We start from the raw sequence: 15,293 nt of genomic DNA, 5'->3' as shown, positions 1-15,293 counted from the left end.
AGATTGCTTATCCGATAGATCTCGTGAAGATGCTTTCGTAATTACTAAATTTGGATTTAATTGCTTTGTTCAACTCTGGTTGTTGATTTGCCTGAGTCAGCTCATCTAATCCATTTAATATAGAAAGGCCAATTTGTATCTCTCTTAAGCGTCTTCTTTGTTGTTCAGGTTCTAAAGAAGCGATGTATTCCAATTCCAGATCCAAAAAGGAAAGCGTTTCTTTAGCCATTAAACTGGCCTGTTTTATATCTTTCAAGTCATAGAAAAGACGGATGCTATTGTACCTGTTAATGGTATCCTGAATGGACCGTATTTCTAATGGCAGTTCGTTGGCACTTTTTTTCATGACAGCAAGCGCCTGGGCATTTTTACCCGCCAAAATCAGGTTGGTAGCCAGATTATTGTGGAAGGTCCAGGTAGTTTCCCCAATTCTTCTGCTTTCAATATCCAGGTATTTAGTTGATTTGAAACCGGAATAATCCATTTTACGCATCACATTATCGTACATCACCTCGGTATTGGTGACTTGTGATTCATCGCGCTCGGCCTTAGGATCTGTTTTTAGTGGCAGTAAACGGTAGGCATAGCCTTCCAGATAGAGGTATTTTTCTAATCCGATATAGGTGTCGCTAGATACAGAAGTTGCGAAATAAATTGGTCTTTCCCAATTGTTGTGGGCAAGGATATCATACATCGCGAGGTCTGCTTTACCAATATAATTTTTATCTACCAGCCATTCCATTTGTGCCGCGACTTTATCTTTATCAGCCGCTTTAATGGTGTTGGTTTTTACCAATTGCACTGCGTCAATGGTCATCTTAAGTTTTTTTGTTGGCAGGAAGTTCTCAAAAGAACCATCGTTCATCTGTGCTTTGTCGGCCTTTTCATCCGAAGTAAGTACCGTGAACAAGTCTTTCAATTCTACACTGTCCGTGAACCCATAATCAATATATGGGATATAGTCGCGTACGCCTTGCTGGTATTTCGCTGCGGGCATCGTGATCGGTAATGCAGCGGATTTGTTTTGTTGTCTTTTCAATTGATTGATGAAATCCCCATCACTTAAGAATTGGATACAGATCACTCTCACATCCGTTCTAATGCCTTCTACCTCCTGCGCGTACCATAAAGGGTAGGTGTCGTTATCCGCATTGGTAAAAAGGATCGCATTTGGGGCGCAGGAATTCAGGTAATTCTTCGCCCAATCTCTTGCGGTGGTTTTAGTAGAGCGGTCGTGGTCGTCCCAATTTTGTACAGCCATCAAGGTAGGAGCAAGGAGTAAGCCTGTTAATGCGGCAACAATCAGGCTCATTTTGGCCGGAGCAAAGCGGGAAAGTAATTCTTTTATAGCCAATACGCCAAAGCCAATAAAGATACAGAAGGCATAAAACGAACCTACATAGGCATAATCCCGTTCTCTTGGTTGTAAGGGATCCTGATTTAGGTAAAGCACAATGGCCAGTCCGGTGAAAAAGAATAAAGTGGCTATGACTAATGTTGCCGGTTTGTTTTTTCTATAGAGAAAGATCAGCCCTGCCATACCTAGCAGGAATGGTAAGCCGTACAACACATTGTGCCCTTTATTGTCTTGAATGGAAGGAGGTAGCTTAGTCTGCGAACCGAGTCTGATGGCATCTAAAGGTTTAATACCAGAAAGCCAGTTGCCTTCCTCCAGGTTTCCATTTCCCTGAATGTCATTCTGACGGCCAACAAAGTTCCATAAGAAATAACGCATATACATGAAACCAACTTGATAAGAACTGAAAAAACTTAGGTTGTCGGCCATTGTTGGCGCCTGATCTTTTCCCAATCCCATCCATTGCTGGTAAAAATCAATGTGTCCTGGCTTTGAGCTGTAGGTTCTTGGAAAAAGGATGTTTTTATCATAATTGACCTTAAAAGATTTTCCGGATTCTTCATATTTAGACAATCCCTTGCGGTATTCTGTGCCGGTTTCTTTATAATCGGTTTGTTTGGCATCAAAAGTTTTTCCGTATAATAATGGGGTATCTCCATAATTGGTACGCCCGAGGTAACTGTATAAAGAGAATGGGTTATCCGGATTTGATAAGTTGATACTTGGTTTGGCATTCGCCCGGATGAGGATCACAAAGTAGGAACTGAACCCGAAGATCACAAATGCAAAACAAAGCAGACTGAGGTTCAGGTTGTATTTGCGATGTTGAATCGAGTAATAAATACCATAACTGACTGCTCCAATCAATATAAAAATGAAAGCCAAGGCACCATAACCAAAGCTAAAACCTAAAGTGTTGACAAAGAAAAGATCGAATTTGGCGGCCATTAGCACCAGGTATTGTACGATTACAATTTGCACAATACCTACAATAAGACAGGCAATAGCAAAAGCCTTTAAGGTGCCAAACCAGGTCACTTTCTTTGTTTTTTTGAAATAATAAACCAGTACGATGGCAGGAATGGTAAGCAAACTTAAAAGATGCGCACCGATAGAAAGACCCACTAGAAAAGAGATGAAAACCAACCAACGGTTGTCCATGCTCTTTTCCCATTTAAGAATAGACCAGAATACCATTGCGGTAAAGAGGGTAGATAGGGCATAAACCTCTGATTCTACTGCCGAAAACCAAAAGGTATCAGAAAAGGTATAAGCCAGTGCGCCTACAATACCGGCGGCAATGACCCCCAGTGATTCCAGTTTGGTTTTTTCTTCTGAATATAGTTTGGAGGCCATCGCGGTGATGGTCCAGTAAAGGAACATAATCGTAGCCCCACTAAATAGCACAGAGCTGAAATTAACCCAATAAGCGATTTTAGTAGTGTCGCCAAGGGCGAATAAGGAAAATAATTTGCCAATCATCAGGAACAATGGTGCTCCGGGTTGATGGCCGACCTGGATCTTATCACTGGCAGCGATGAACTCTCCACAATCCCAGAAGCTGACTGTTGGCTCCATCGTTAGCCAATAAACAAGTGTAGCGATTCCAAAGAGGAAAAAGCCCACTATATTATTGATGCGGTAATAATTTTTCATGATTTAAGGTTTAATTTAGGGTTAACCAAAAATAATCAAATCATTAAAGCCTAGTCTTTTATAGATGTTAAAGTATGTTAAAAAGTGTTAAATGAATTAGGCGTATCTAATTGATCATGCCAGTGGGGATTTTAATAATGTTGCTCAATTTGAGCATCAATCACCAGATAGCCCTGCTTTTTACTCTGCGTGAAGATTAAAAAGCGTTGTTGATCAGGCTTGATTTTATACTTTTTGACCAGCTGTTCAGCTTTGTCGCGGTAATTTCTGGCGATCACATTTCCTCTCAGGTCTTTTTCTTTTTTCAGATCTGCCGGAGCTATAAGTCCCTTGATCCTGAACCTTCGTCCTGGGAAATCTTCTAATACTTTAGAAGAGGTGTAGAGCTGTGTCTGCGAATGTAATTTCTGCAAACCATACCTGCTGGCAATTAGATTGAAGGCGCCTCCTTTTAGTAAAGCGGTATCAGGTTCGTATAAGTATTGTTGTAAATCCAACCCAGGAATCTCGGCCTCACTATCTTCTTCCCCTTTGATAAAGCTAAAACTTTTTTCTTGCTCGTTAAGAGTGGTACAAACGATTTTTACTGGGCCTGTAGCATCATTTTCAAGAATCCAGAGCAATTCTTTACATTCGTTTTTTACACTGACTATATGGATTTCGCTTACATTTTTCAGTTCCTTTAATCCGGCGCTGAGGTCTAGTAAAGGTGCTGTTTTAACGATGATCCGCTTGGATTTTGACAATAGAAGATCCAGATGTTCCACCACATTTGGCGTACAATCTTTGAGCATAAACACTTTTCCGGAAGTGCTTCTTCTGGCAGGATCGATGTATATATTGTCGTAATGAAGACTACTTTCCTGAAGATATGCGATTCCATCAAGTGAAAGAAAAGCCATATTAGACTGCTTTAATACCACTGCATTGTGCGCCGCAATTTCGGAAAGCTCCGGATTAATCTCACAATGGGTGACAGATTTTAGCTTCCGCGCAAAGAAAAGACTGTCTACACCAAAACCACCAGTCAGGTCGATCAGACTTTCCCCAATGGTCAGGCCTGATTTATAAGCTGCTGTACTTTCTGATGAACATTGCTCAATAGACAATAGCGCAGGATAGTAAATCAGCTCCTGCTGGTACCAGGTAGGTAGTTTCTTAGCACTTTTCTGCCTTGCTGCAATCTGGTTGGCCAGTTCTTTAGAACTGACCTCCGGAAATGGACTTTTAGCCATAGCAATGGTAAATACATCCCCATTTAAATGGTTATTGATATATTCCTGTACTTCGCCAGCTAAAATATTTTTGTTCAAAAGGTTTTATTTTAAGCGTTAAGGGTACGGTCTTTCATTACAATCTGACAGGTATGTCTGCTTTTAACTTCCAGCAAAATGCTTTTGTTTACTGTCACACGATCAATAGTTTCCTGGTTGTAATATCTAATTGTAACCAATTCTAAACCCGTATTGTATTTTACTTTGTAATGAACGGAAAGTTCTTCAATTAGTTGCTTCAATTTCTCTGGATCTTCATCAATACTTACCGAAAAACTGATGGCAGAGTTCAGCATGGTATTGATCTTCACCTTGTGCTTATGAAAAAGACTGAAAATGTCACTCAGGTTTTCTTCAATGATAAAGGAGAAATCTTTAGGGAATATAGAAATCAATACCTGCTGTACTTTAAATATAAAAGATGGGACAGGCAATTGGTTTTCCGCATTGGTGATGTCGGTTCCTTCAGCCTCTGGGTTGAGGAAGGAGCGTACAAACAATGGAATATTTTTATTCTGAATCGGCTTAATGGTTTTTGGGTGGATCACCGTAGCTCCATAATAAGCCAGCTCGATAGCATCATGGTAAGACAATTGAGGAATTCGCTCGGTCTCATCAAACCATTTTGGATCTGCATTTAGTACGCCCGGCACATCTTTCCAAATGGTTAAAGAATCAGCATTCAGACAAGAAGAGAAAATGGCTGCTGAATAATCAGAGCCTTCGCGACCAAGGGTAGTGGTGAAGTTTTCACTAGTTCCACCAATAAAACCTTGTGTTACACCAATGTATTGATCCAGTAAAGGCAATAATTGTTGTTGTACTTCTGCTTCCGTTTTTTCCCAGTTCACATTCCCTTCACGGTAATTGTTATCGGTTTGAATGAAGTTACGCGCATCCAGCCATTTGGCAGATAGCCCAGTTTCAGTCAAATAAGCGGCAACGATTTTGGTGGAAATAATTTCGCCCATTGATACAATCTGATCATAGATGTAATCAGGTGTATCTGTGATTTCTTCCTCTACCAACCAGTCAATTTCGACAAAGCTGTTCGCTACATCATTGTAGATGGGGTGTTGATGGTTTGGGAACAGGTCCCCAATAATTTCAAAATGGTAAGCTTTTACGGCTTCAAAAATTTGTTGAACCTGCTCTTCTTCTCCTTTTAGGTAAGCTTTGCAGAGGTCTTCCAGTTTATTGGTCATCTTGCCCATTGCAGAAATGACAATCAATAATTTTTCTTTAGGGTAGCGGCTAACAATTTGCGCAAGGTTGATGACGCCAGCTGCATCTTTCACAGAGGCGCCTCCAAATTTGAATACGAGCATAGTTATTTTGTACGGTCTGTTAAAGTATTTGGCCTGGCTATGGCTTTCAAATCGCTGAAAGGAATGATCAATTCAGTGCTGCCATAAGCGTAGGCTTTAATTTCGTATGGGTTGTAAAGGAACTTCAATCCTTCTTTGGTGATTGTAAAATTACGGTTTAGATTGAACTTGTCATTTTCAAAGAAATAATTGTCTTTAAGGCTTGCCGTCGGACTTAATTTCTCATTTTTCCTGAAGATCTTTTCTGCAATGCTAACCAGTTGAGGCATACTGCCTTCATTGATCAGCGATTCTAAAGTGATTTCCTGTAAAGTTTTTGGATTTATATTCCAGTAGACTAAAGCGCTATTCGCATGTGCGCCACCAGAATAATTAACCAGACTGTGTTCTAAACCTAAATAATCCGGCTGATCCGTTAAGACCTTTGTTTCTGCATCTAAAAACCAGGCTCCCATCGTGCCTTCGCTATCTCTAATGCTTTCATAACCTTCTACAAAGGTATCGGCTATCTGCTGATAAGTCTGGTCTTTTTCAGCATCAGTACTTGAGATTGCAGCAATCGTTTTTTGTTCAACTAACTGATTCAACTTCTGATCCGAGAATACCGGATACACAATACGAACATAAGCAGTATCGGTAGTTTTTGTCTTTGCTGCAGGATTTGGTTTACTGAAAACTTTTAGGCTATCATATTTAAATGTCAAACCATTAGTCGCATTCATTTCCTGCGTAGAAAGACCAGCGCTATCTCCCTGATCACTTGCTTTTTTCTCACTCTGACAAGCTGCAAAGCTTAAAGCCAGCATTAATACTGCTAATTTTTTCATCTTCGGTAGATTTTAAAAGAGTCAATGAATTCAGTTAACCGAAATTTAAGCTATTTCGAAAGCTGTTCTTTAGAAAAAGAAGCATTCAGCCATTCTGCTTCTAAATGAGCTTCATATTTTTTGTAAAAATTAATGGCTGGTTCATTCCAATCCAATACCTGCCAGTTCATGCCGTTAAAGTTCTTGTCTTTTGCTTCTTTCATTACTCTTTCAAAAAGTAATTTTCCGATGCCTTTTCCTCTGTAACTTTCCGTAACAATGAAGTCTTCCAGGTATAACCTGCAACCTTTCCAGGTCGAATATCTGGTGTAATATAAAGCAAAGCCGATAATCAGCTGGTCGTTCTCTACTACAAATGCATTCCATACCGGATTGGAGCCAAAGCCTGCATCTTCAAACTCTGCTAATGTAACGGTTACTTCTTCAGGAGCTTTTTCATATAAAGCCAGCTCATGAATCAATTCTAATAGACGCGGACAATCCTGCTGTGTGGCAACTCTGATGTTTATATTCATTATGCTTCTTCTTTCCAGTGTTTAATTTTCCTTTTTCCAAAAATATTGCTGCCCACGCGAACCATGGTACTTCCTGCTTCAATAGCCAGTTTATAATCTCCTGACATGCCCATTGAAAGCTCTTTAAAGTTGTCGTCTTTTCTGAAGAAACTCACTTTGATGCCATCAAAAAGTACTTTAAGCTCGGTAAACTCGTCCAAGGTTTGCTTCTCTTGTGCATTGTTGCTGGCGATGCCCATTAAACCGGTAATGCGAATGTTTTTCATCGCTGCAAACTCTTCTGAACGCAACAGATCTATCGCTTCATCATAGCCTAAACCAAATTTAGTGTCCTCATCAGCAATGTAAATCTGCAATAAACAGTCAATTACTCGCTTGTTTTTTGCAGCTTGTTTGTTGATCTCCACCAACAGTTTCAAGCTGTCTACCGATTGAATCAGGCTGATAAAAGGGGCAATGTATTTTACCTTATTCGTTTGTAAATGACCAATCAGGTGCCATTCGATATCTTGTGGAAGTTGCGCCTGCTTTTCTACCAGCTCCTGCACAATATTCTCGCCAAATACCCTTTGTCCGGCATTGTAAGCTTCTAAAACTGCCGATGCTTCCTGGTATTTTGAAACCGCGATCAATTTCACCGCAACTTCATCCAATTCGTTTTTATATTTTAATAAGTTATCTGCTATACTCATTTATCAGTATTTTTGGTAAAATTAAGAACCTTACCGAACTTTGGCTAAGAAATAATGATGTTTTAAGCATAATGAGAAACTTTTTATATATACTATCCCTTTTTTTACTGATTTCTGCCTGTAAACCAGGGATTCCTAAAGACATCATCCAGCCTGATAAAATGCCGGGGGTATTGAGCGATATCCACTTAACAGATGCTTATGTGGCTTCATTCCCCTCCTCGGATTCGGCCAGGAAAGTTGCCAGTTCATTTTATAAGGGCATCTATAAGAAATATGGTATCGATTCAGCTGTGTTTGCAAGGAGTATGGCCTATTATAATGATAATCCAAAGCTATTGGACGAGATCTATACCAGTGTGGTAGACGATTTAACCAAGCAAAAGGCCGTGATTACGAAATCAGACTCTCTGGCAAATGAGAAGAATAGAAAAGAATTAATGTTAAAAATGAGTGCGGATTCCCTGGCAAGGAAATCACCGGACTATAAAATCCGCTTCCTGCTGAAAGATACTACCAATCTGCAGGATACCACCAAAAAGGTGATGGAGTTTATTCAACCAAAGATGGTTTATAAAACCCAAAATTAGAATTATAAGTATGTTATATCCGGAGAATTGTTTAGAGCGTTTGGGTTTTAGTGAGGTCAGACAACTTATTCATAAACACTGTTTAAGTCCGATGGGACAACAAATGGTCGCTAAAATGCAGGTCATGACTAAGTATGACCAGATCAATAAATTTTTACGTCAAACCTATGAGTTTAAAAGTATCCTGGAAAACCAGGAGCCTTTACAAATCAGTACGTTTTTTGATATTAAATCTTTAGCTGATAAAATTAAAGTAGAAGGAACTTACCTGGTAGAAGATGAATTACACCAGATGTACGCCTCCCTGCAAACCGTATTTTCAGTACTGCGCTTTTTTGAAGAAAGAAAAGAAATATATCCCAACCTGGAGGCTTTATTGGAGCATCTTCCGGTAGAGAAAAATATCCTCAAAAGAATTGAAATGGTGTTGGATCCGAAAGGGAAAATCAAACCCAATGCTTCCAGTACCCTGCAACAGATTATTGGCGATATTGCCAAAGCAGAGCAGGATGTGAGAAAGCGAATGGATTCCATTTATAAAACTGCAGTAGGCAATAACTGGGTCGCAGATGGTAGCCTAACCATCAGAGATGGTAGGATGTGTATCCCGATCCTCGCTGAGAATAAAAGAAAACTTAAAGGTTTCATTCATGATGAGTCTGCCTCTGGGCAAACCGTTTACATGGAGCCGGAAGAGGTATTTACATTAAATAATAAGCTTAGAGATCTGGAATTTGATAAGCGTAGAGAGATCATAAAGATCCTTATTGCGCTGACTACAGATTTAAGACCTTATACACCTTTATTATTGTCTTACCATGGATTCCTGACTAAATTGGATTTCGTGAGGGCTAAGGCCTTGTTTTCAATTGATATTGAGGCCGATATGCCGGTGTTGGTCAAGGAAGCAAAAACAAAATTGATCAATGCGACGCATCCACTCTTGTATCTTTCTTTTAAAGAAGATAAAAAGACAGTGGTTCCATTAAATATACAGATCACCGATGACCTTAGGATTGTCCTGGTTTCAGGTCCCAATGCTGGAGGAAAGTCGGTGTGCATGAAAACTGTTGGTTTACTACAAATCATGGTGCAATCAGGCTTACTGATTCCGGTACATGAGTCTAGCGAAGTAGGTATCTTCGAAAATATCTTTGCCGATATCGGAGATGATCAGTCCATTGAAAGTGATTTGAGTACTTATAGTGCGCATTTAACCAAAATGAGACACTTTGTAGCCCATGCTTCGCCGAAAACATTGGTCTTGATTGATGAATTTGGAACAGGTACTGATCCGCAATTTGGTGGACCAATGGCGGAAGCTGTGTTGGAAGTATTGAACAATAAAAAGGTGAGAGGGGTGATCACTACCCACTATTCTAACTTAAAGCTTTTCGCTGGGAATACCCCAGGATTGGAAAACGCCTCTATGTTGTTCGATAATGACCGCATGAAGCCTATGTATGTGCTGGAAGTAGGGAAGCCAGGTAGTTCTTATGCCTTTGAAATTGCACAGAATATCGGACTGCAGAAAGAAGTGCTGGAATTGGCAAGAGCAAAAACCGGAACCAACCAAAATCGTATTGATAGCTTACTGGTTGATCTGGAAAGAGAGAAAAAGCAGATTTATGATACTAAACTGCATTTGTCGAATCAGCAGAATAAAGTGAAAAATTTGGTAGCAGAAAATGAAAAGCTGAAATTGTTTTTAGATGAAAACAGAAAAGTGCTGATCAAAGAAGCTAAGTTGGAAGCGCAAGCAATTATTAAAAATGCCAATAAATTGGTAGAAAATACAATTGCAGAGATTAAAGACAAGCAGGCAGATAAAATAGTAACCAAGGAATTGCGTCAAAATCTGCAAAAGGTATTGGTGCAGCATCAGGTCAAAGAAGAAAAGAAACCTGAGGTAGCCGTTGCCCTAAATACACCAATAGAAGTTGGAGATTGGGTGCAATTGAACAATAGTGAAACTACAGGACAGGTTTTAGAGATCAACAGAGACAATCTGGTAGTCGCTTTAGGGGAGTTACGTTCCGTATTGAAGAAAAACAGGGTTTATAAAATCAGTAATAAGCAGGCTAAAAAAGCGATTCAGAATAATTCATATACCGGTAGCATTTCAGAGGCGATAGGCAATTTCACTGCCGAGCTGGATTTACGGGGAATGCGTGGCGAAAATGCCTTGCACGAAGTAGAAAAGTATCTGGATAAGTCGATTATGCTGGGTTTCCCTTTCATTAAAATCATTCATGGTAAAGGAGATGGGATTCTGAGAAAATTGATCCGCGAATACCTGAAGAAATATAGTCAGGTGAACCGGGTAGAAGACGAGCATGCCGACAGAGGCGGAGATGGAATTACCTACGTGTATTTCAATTAGTTAAACATAATCAGGACATTGCTTGTTATGAAACAAAGCAATGTCCTATGAAAATACTGATGATCAGTGCTTTGGCAATTATGCTCTGCACTACTGCCTGTAAGAAAAGCAAATCTACAGCCATTGTGGAACCTATACTTCCCGATGCTGAACTGAAAACAAAGGTGTTGGCCTCAGGCCTCGCCTATCCATGGGAAATCATTTATGGCCCTGATCAGCAATTGTGGATCACGGAAAGAGGAGGGAAGATCAGCAGGATCAATCCTCAAACCGGTGTGGTTACCTTATTACATACCATTTCTGAAGTAGTTGCTACCGGAGAAGGCGGTTTGCTGGGGATGGTACTTGCCCCAAATTTCACAACTAATCCATGGGTATATGTGGTCTATGATTATGGAACAGGAAACAATTACAGGGAAAAAGTAGTCCGATTTACCTATGGCAACGGAACATTGTCATCAGCAATAACGATCATTGATCAAATTCCGGCTTCCAGTGTGCATAATGGCTCCCGACTGATGATCAGCGCTGATCAAAAATTATTCATCAGCACAGGAGACGCCAGCAATGCTCCCAATGCGCAAAATATAAATTCTTTATCAGGAAAGATTCTTCGATTGAATCTGGATGGGAGTATTCCAACAGATAATCCGATGGCCAATAATCCGGTCTGGAGTTTCGGTCACCGAAACCCACAAGGGCTGATCCAGGTGGGCGATAAGATCTATGCTTCAGAACACGGTCCTAACAATGACGATGAAGTCAACCTGATTCTTAAAGGACGGAATTATGGATGGCCAAACGTAGAAGGCTTTTGTAACCTACCCGCAGAACAAAGCTTCTGTGCCGCAAATAATGTGGTAGAACCATTGTTTGCCTGGACACCTACCATCGCTACCTCCAGTCTCACCTATTATAATTCAGACTATATTCCGCAATGGAAAAACACTTTACTGCTCCTCAGTTTGAAAGGCACTAAACTTACACAGTTAAGTTTAAACACTAGTGGCGACAAAATTACGGAGGCTAAAGATTTCTTGTTTAATCAATTTGGACGGCTCAGGGCCATTTGTCAATCTCCGGAAGGAAGGCTATATATCACTACCAGTAATGGTGGGGATGATAAAATTATAGAAATCGCCAAATAAATTGTTCGAACACATTTTATACTATAATTTAGTAGCAAAACCTTATATATGATTAACAAAGTAGTTTCGGGTGCTGATGAAGCCATCAGCGATATCGAGAATGGGAACACCCTGATGCTCGGCGGTTTTGGGCTCTGTGGAATTCCTGAGAATTGCATTACCGCATTGGTAAAAAAAGGCGTTAAAGATTTAACATGTATATCTAATAATGCTGGTGTGGATGATTTTGGCATCGGTCTGATGCTGCAAAAACGCCAGGTAAAAAAAATGATTTCTTCTTATGTAGGTGAGAATGCGGAATTTGAGCGCCAGTTGCTGAGTGGAGAGCTGGAAGTTGAATTGATTCCTCAGGGTACACTGGCCACCAGATGTATGGCTGCTGGTTACGGAATGCCAGCCATTTTTACTCCTGCCGGAGTAGGTACTGAAGTGGCCGAAGGCAAAGAAGTGCGTAACTTTAATGGAAAAGACTACCTGATGGAATATGCATTTGATGCTGATTTTGCCATCGTGAAAGCCTGGAAAGGTGATACTGCCGGTAACCTGATATTCAGGTCTACAAGTAGAAACTTTAATCCAGTGATGGCTATGGCTGGAAAGATCACCATTGCAGAAGTAGAAGAATTGGTGGAAGCAGGGGAACTTGATCCAGACCATATCCACACACCAGGTGTATTCGTGCATCGCATTTTTCAAGGTGCCAATTATGAAAAAAGAATTGAGCAACGCACAGTTAGATCAAAAAATTAATCCTATAAAATATTTGTATGTTGGATAAAGACGGAATTGCGAAACGTATCGCAAAAGAAATCAAAGACGGTTTTTATGTGAATTTAGGGATTGGAATTCCTACACTGGTAGCCAATTATATTCCTGAAGGCATCAATGTAGTACTGCAATCGGAAAATGGCTTATTAGGCATGGGACCTTTTCCTTTTGAAGGGGAAGAAGATGCAGACCTGATCAATGCAGGCAAGCAAACGATTACCACCCTGCCAGGCTCTTCGATATTTGATTCTGCCATGAGCTTCGGGATGATTAGAAGTCAGAAGATTGACCTTACGATTTTAGGAGCAATGGAAGTTTCAGAAAATGGAGATATTGCCAACTGGAAGATTCCAGGTAAAATGGTGAAAGGTATGGGCGGTGCAATGGACCTGGTAGCTTCTGCAAAGAACATCATCGTGGCCATGCAACATGTTAATAAAGCCGGAGAAAGTAAACTATTGCCAAAATGTACTTTGCCTTTAACCGGAGTAAACTGTATCAAGAAAATTGTAACGGAACTCGCGGTATTAGATGTATTGCCTGGTGGTGGATTTAAACTGATTGAAAGAGCGCCAGGAGTGAGTGTAGATTACATCAGACAGGCCACAACAGGCAGACTGTTTGCCGATGATGACGTACCAGAAATGAGTTTAAACTAATTCTGTGGTTAAGAAATATACCTAATAAAAAAGGGATGCGTTGGCATCCCTTTTTTATTTACTCTGATTTATGTTTTAGGTATTTCACTTTTAAATCTGTGGAAATTTCTTCTGTGACTCTAATGATGTCATCAGGGGTATTGAAATTGTTGGTGATCAATTGATCACAGGTTTCTCTGTATGGCAACAGATATTCTTTATAAGCAGGTACTACATGGTTGTGCCATTTGTAAGTAACATCATCCTCTGGATAACCTCTTTCCATTCCATCACGTTTAATGCGACGTGCTAAGGCAACAGATTCTTCTGCTTCCACAAATATACGGTGGTCTAGTAAGGCAGCAATTTCTTTAAAATGCAAAATGAAAAGTCCTTCTACAATAATAATTGGAGCAGGATTGATTTCCAGAATTTTAGTGATGGCCAAAGGATTATTGAAATTGTATTCCTTTTTATAAATCACTTCTCCTTTGATCAATTTCTTGATGTCTAAAAGGAACTGCTGGTCATCAATGGTTGATGGCAGGTCGAAATTGTAAAGTTTGTTTTCTTCCTGGCTCAATTCGCCCACAGGAATGTAATAGTCATCCTGAGAAACCAGGGTTACTTCATCGTTCTTAAAATGATGTAAGAAACAATTTAAAAAAAAGGTTTTACCGGAACCACTTCCCCCCGCAATACCAATGATAAATGGCTTATTGTTCATTATCTTGTCCACCGTACGTTAAATTACAAAAAAATCTTTTATCTATAGCCCCCAACGCGTCCGCTACTGCTTTAGTCATCACAATGATTACATCTTTGGTAGATTCATTTTCCGTGAATTTACCTACCACCTTTGCAAAGGTAGACCTGTTGCTCATTGGGTTGGTAATTTTCATTACGGTTCCAATTGGTGCGCTGCGATGTAATACCAACATTTTTGAGGGATCAAGATCCGGATCTGAAATCCAGGTTCCTGTTCCTTTTTCGTCCATTTGATTTAAGCCATATCTGCTGGCTGGCAATCTTAATGACGGATTTTTTATAGAATTTAAGGTGTCTACCGGATTTTCAGTCTGGCGATTTGCCGAAGGAACTGGTTTTTGTGGGTATTGGCCTTTGATCAGTAATTTTTGACCTACTCTTAAAGAGTATCCATTCAGGTTATTTTTAGCTTTCACCTGATCCATCGTTAACTTATAACGCGTGGCAATAGAATAAAGGGTTTCATTAGAAGCCACAGTATGCTCAATAAAGTCTTCTGAAGTGTCAGCCGGAACATTTACTGCTGCCGCTGGACTTTGTACTGATGCAGCTTGTTGCTGTTGTTTTTTCGGGAAGATAGGGACCAGAATCTCTTCTTTCTTTTTATTGTCAGCAGGTGCTTTTGTTTCTGTATTAGCAGGTTGCTGAGCCACTATAGGCGTAGTCGTTGCTTTGCTTGGCGTTGGTACTGCTGCCGCTGCTGTTGTACTCGTTTCTGTTTCCGTAGTTTCTACTCCCTCATTGGCAGGGACTTTCAATACTTGTCCGATAGAAAGGTTAATGGTTCTCAGGTTATTGATCCTTTTGATCTCATTAACAGTAGTACCATATCTCTTCGCCAACATCCCCAGATTTTCTTTCTTTTGAACAGTATGCTCTATTAGAATACCATCAGGATCTGTGTTTTCATTCTTCTTCAGAATGGCGTTTTTATTGGTCGCAGTGATTGGTGTTTTTTCTGGTGCCGGACTATTAAAAGGAATATTGGTAGGTACTTTAATGATGACACCGATCTGAAGGAACTTATTGTCATTGAAAGTCATGATGTCTTTCGGTACCACATTATATCGTCTTCCTATGGCATAATAAGTGTCTTTTGCAGCTACTTCGTGGATAATTAACTTTTTGCCATTCCGGTTTTCTACTCCTATAGAATCCCTTGTATTGGTATTGGCATTGGCAGTGGGCAATTTTAAAAGCACTGCAAATAACGATACTATATAATATTTATACATTAATGTCTCTGTTAAATTTAATGAACAATTATACGAATAATAAAAGAAAGCGGAAATTTTGAATATTTAACGTCGTTTCCAAAGGGGTATTGTCTCTCAAAATAACATTTTTCA

At 39.9% G+C, this 15,293-nt stretch carries 13 protein-coding genes; 5 read left to right on the top strand and 8 right to left on the bottom strand.

Annotated elements, in window-relative coordinates; all coding sequences use genetic code 11:
* Positions 1-7 precede the first annotated feature (7 nt).
* The 6 genes from R2S10_RS08105 to R2S10_RS08080 form a co-directional block, all read right to left on the bottom strand.
* Positions 8-3,013: a DUF2723 domain-containing protein gene (locus R2S10_RS08105; protein WP_316839950.1), complete on the bottom strand. Its 3,006-nt coding sequence runs from the start codon at positions 3,011-3,013 to the stop codon at positions 8-10.
* A gap of 131 nt (positions 3,014-3,144) precedes the next feature.
* Positions 3,145-4,326 carry a hypothetical protein gene (locus R2S10_RS08100; protein WP_316839949.1) on the bottom strand — a complete coding sequence of 394 codons (1,182 nt, stop codon included), beginning with the start codon at positions 4,324-4,326 and terminating at the stop codon, positions 3,145-3,147.
* Positions 4,327-4,337: 11 nt separating this feature from the next.
* A complete protein-coding gene (locus R2S10_RS08095; protein WP_316839948.1) occupies positions 4,338-5,615 on the bottom strand; it encodes an aspartate kinase in 1,278 nt (425 codons plus the stop codon).
* 2 nt (positions 5,616-5,617) lie between these two features.
* Positions 5,618-6,442 carry a DUF3298 and DUF4163 domain-containing protein gene (locus R2S10_RS08090; RefSeq protein ID WP_316839947.1) on the bottom strand — a complete coding sequence of 275 codons (825 nt, stop codon included), beginning with the start codon at positions 6,440-6,442 and terminating at the stop codon, positions 5,618-5,620.
* Between the two features lie 50 nt (positions 6,443-6,492).
* Positions 6,493-6,957, bottom strand: a complete 465-nt coding sequence (locus R2S10_RS08085; RefSeq protein ID WP_316839946.1) for a GNAT family N-acetyltransferase — start codon at positions 6,955-6,957, stop codon at positions 6,493-6,495.
* Entirely contained in the window at positions 6,957-7,649 is a 693-nt protein-coding gene (locus tag R2S10_RS08080) for a YggS family pyridoxal phosphate-dependent enzyme (RefSeq protein WP_316839945.1), read from the bottom strand. Before R2S10_RS08080 ends, R2S10_RS08085 begins: the two co-directional genes overlap by 1 nt.
* 71 nt (positions 7,650-7,720) lie before the next feature.
* On the opposite strand from R2S10_RS08080, the gene R2S10_RS08075 reads away from it, so the two are divergent.
* Genes R2S10_RS08075 through R2S10_RS08055 form a run of 5 tightly spaced genes read left to right on the top strand, consistent with a single transcriptional unit; the run spans position 7,721 to position 13,197 of the window.
* Entirely contained in the window at positions 7,721-8,239 is a 519-nt protein-coding gene (locus R2S10_RS08075) for a DUF4296 domain-containing protein (protein ID WP_316839944.1), read from the top strand.
* 10 nt (positions 8,240-8,249) lie between these two features.
* Positions 8,250-10,622 carry an endonuclease MutS2 gene (locus R2S10_RS08070; protein ID WP_316839943.1) on the top strand — a complete coding sequence of 791 codons (2,373 nt, stop codon included), beginning with the start codon at positions 8,250-8,252 and terminating at the stop codon, positions 10,620-10,622.
* Between the two features lie 47 nt (positions 10,623-10,669).
* Positions 10,670-11,770, top strand: coding sequence for a PQQ-dependent sugar dehydrogenase (locus R2S10_RS08065; protein WP_316839942.1), 1,101 nt, complete (start codon positions 10,670-10,672; stop codon positions 11,768-11,770).
* Between the two features lie 48 nt (positions 11,771-11,818).
* Positions 11,819-12,520 carry a CoA transferase subunit A gene (locus tag R2S10_RS08060; RefSeq protein WP_316839941.1) on the top strand — a complete coding sequence of 234 codons (702 nt, stop codon included), beginning with the start codon at positions 11,819-11,821 and terminating at the stop codon, positions 12,518-12,520.
* A gap of 17 nt (positions 12,521-12,537) precedes the next feature.
* A complete protein-coding gene (locus R2S10_RS08055) occupies positions 12,538-13,197 on the top strand; it encodes a CoA transferase subunit B (protein ID WP_316839940.1) in 660 nt (219 codons plus the stop codon).
* Between the two features lie 58 nt (positions 13,198-13,255).
* On the opposite strand, the gene R2S10_RS08050 is transcribed toward R2S10_RS08055, so the two are convergent.
* Positions 13,256-13,903 carry a uridine kinase gene (locus R2S10_RS08050; protein ID WP_316839939.1) on the bottom strand — a complete coding sequence of 216 codons (648 nt, stop codon included), beginning with the start codon at positions 13,901-13,903 and terminating at the stop codon, positions 13,256-13,258.
* Positions 13,893-15,179 carry a LysM peptidoglycan-binding domain-containing protein gene (locus tag R2S10_RS08045; protein WP_316839938.1) on the bottom strand — a complete coding sequence of 429 codons (1,287 nt, stop codon included), beginning with the start codon at positions 15,177-15,179 and terminating at the stop codon, positions 13,893-13,895. Before R2S10_RS08045 ends, R2S10_RS08050 begins: the two co-directional genes overlap by 11 nt.
* Positions 15,180-15,293 lie beyond the last annotated feature (114 nt).

The sequence above is a fragment of the Pedobacter gandavensis genome (assembly GCF_032678745.1).
GTDB classification, from domain to species: Bacteria; Bacteroidota; Bacteroidia; order Sphingobacteriales; family Sphingobacteriaceae; genus Pedobacter; species Pedobacter gandavensis_C.
The sequence above is the reverse complement of the archived record's forward strand: the minus strand, read 5'-3'. Positions and strand labels throughout refer to the sequence as shown.

Coding starts and splice junctions, on each gene's coding strand:
- R2S10_RS08105 (WP_316839950.1), bottom strand. CDS start 3,013: ATGAAAAATTATTACCGCATCAATAATATAGTGGGCTTTTTCCTCTTT.
- R2S10_RS08095 (WP_316839948.1), bottom strand. CDS start 5,615: ATGCTCGTATTCAAATTTGGAGGCGCCTCTGTGAAAGATGCAGCTGGC.
- R2S10_RS08090 (WP_316839947.1), bottom strand. CDS start 6,442: ATGAAAAAATTAGCAGTATTAATGCTGGCTTTAAGCTTTGCAGCTTGT.
- R2S10_RS08085 (WP_316839946.1), bottom strand. CDS start 6,957: ATGAATATAAACATCAGAGTTGCCACACAGCAGGATTGTCCGCGTCTA.
- R2S10_RS08080 (WP_316839945.1), bottom strand. CDS start 7,649: ATGAGTATAGCAGATAACTTATTAAAATATAAAAACGAATTGGATGAA.
- R2S10_RS08075 (WP_316839944.1), top strand. CDS start 7,721: ATGAGAAACTTTTTATATATACTATCCCTTTTTTTACTGATTTCTGCC.
- R2S10_RS08070 (WP_316839943.1), top strand. CDS start 8,250: ATGTTATATCCGGAGAATTGTTTAGAGCGTTTGGGTTTTAGTGAGGTC.
- R2S10_RS08065 (WP_316839942.1), top strand. CDS start 10,670: ATGAAAATACTGATGATCAGTGCTTTGGCAATTATGCTCTGCACTACT.
- R2S10_RS08060 (WP_316839941.1), top strand. CDS start 11,819: ATGATTAACAAAGTAGTTTCGGGTGCTGATGAAGCCATCAGCGATATC.
- R2S10_RS08055 (WP_316839940.1), top strand. CDS start 12,538: ATGTTGGATAAAGACGGAATTGCGAAACGTATCGCAAAAGAAATCAAA.
- R2S10_RS08050 (WP_316839939.1), bottom strand. CDS start 13,903: ATGAACAATAAGCCATTTATCATTGGTATTGCGGGGGGAAGTGGTTCC.
- R2S10_RS08045 (WP_316839938.1), bottom strand. CDS start 15,179: ATGTATAAATATTATATAGTATCGTTATTTGCAGTGCTTTTAAAATTG.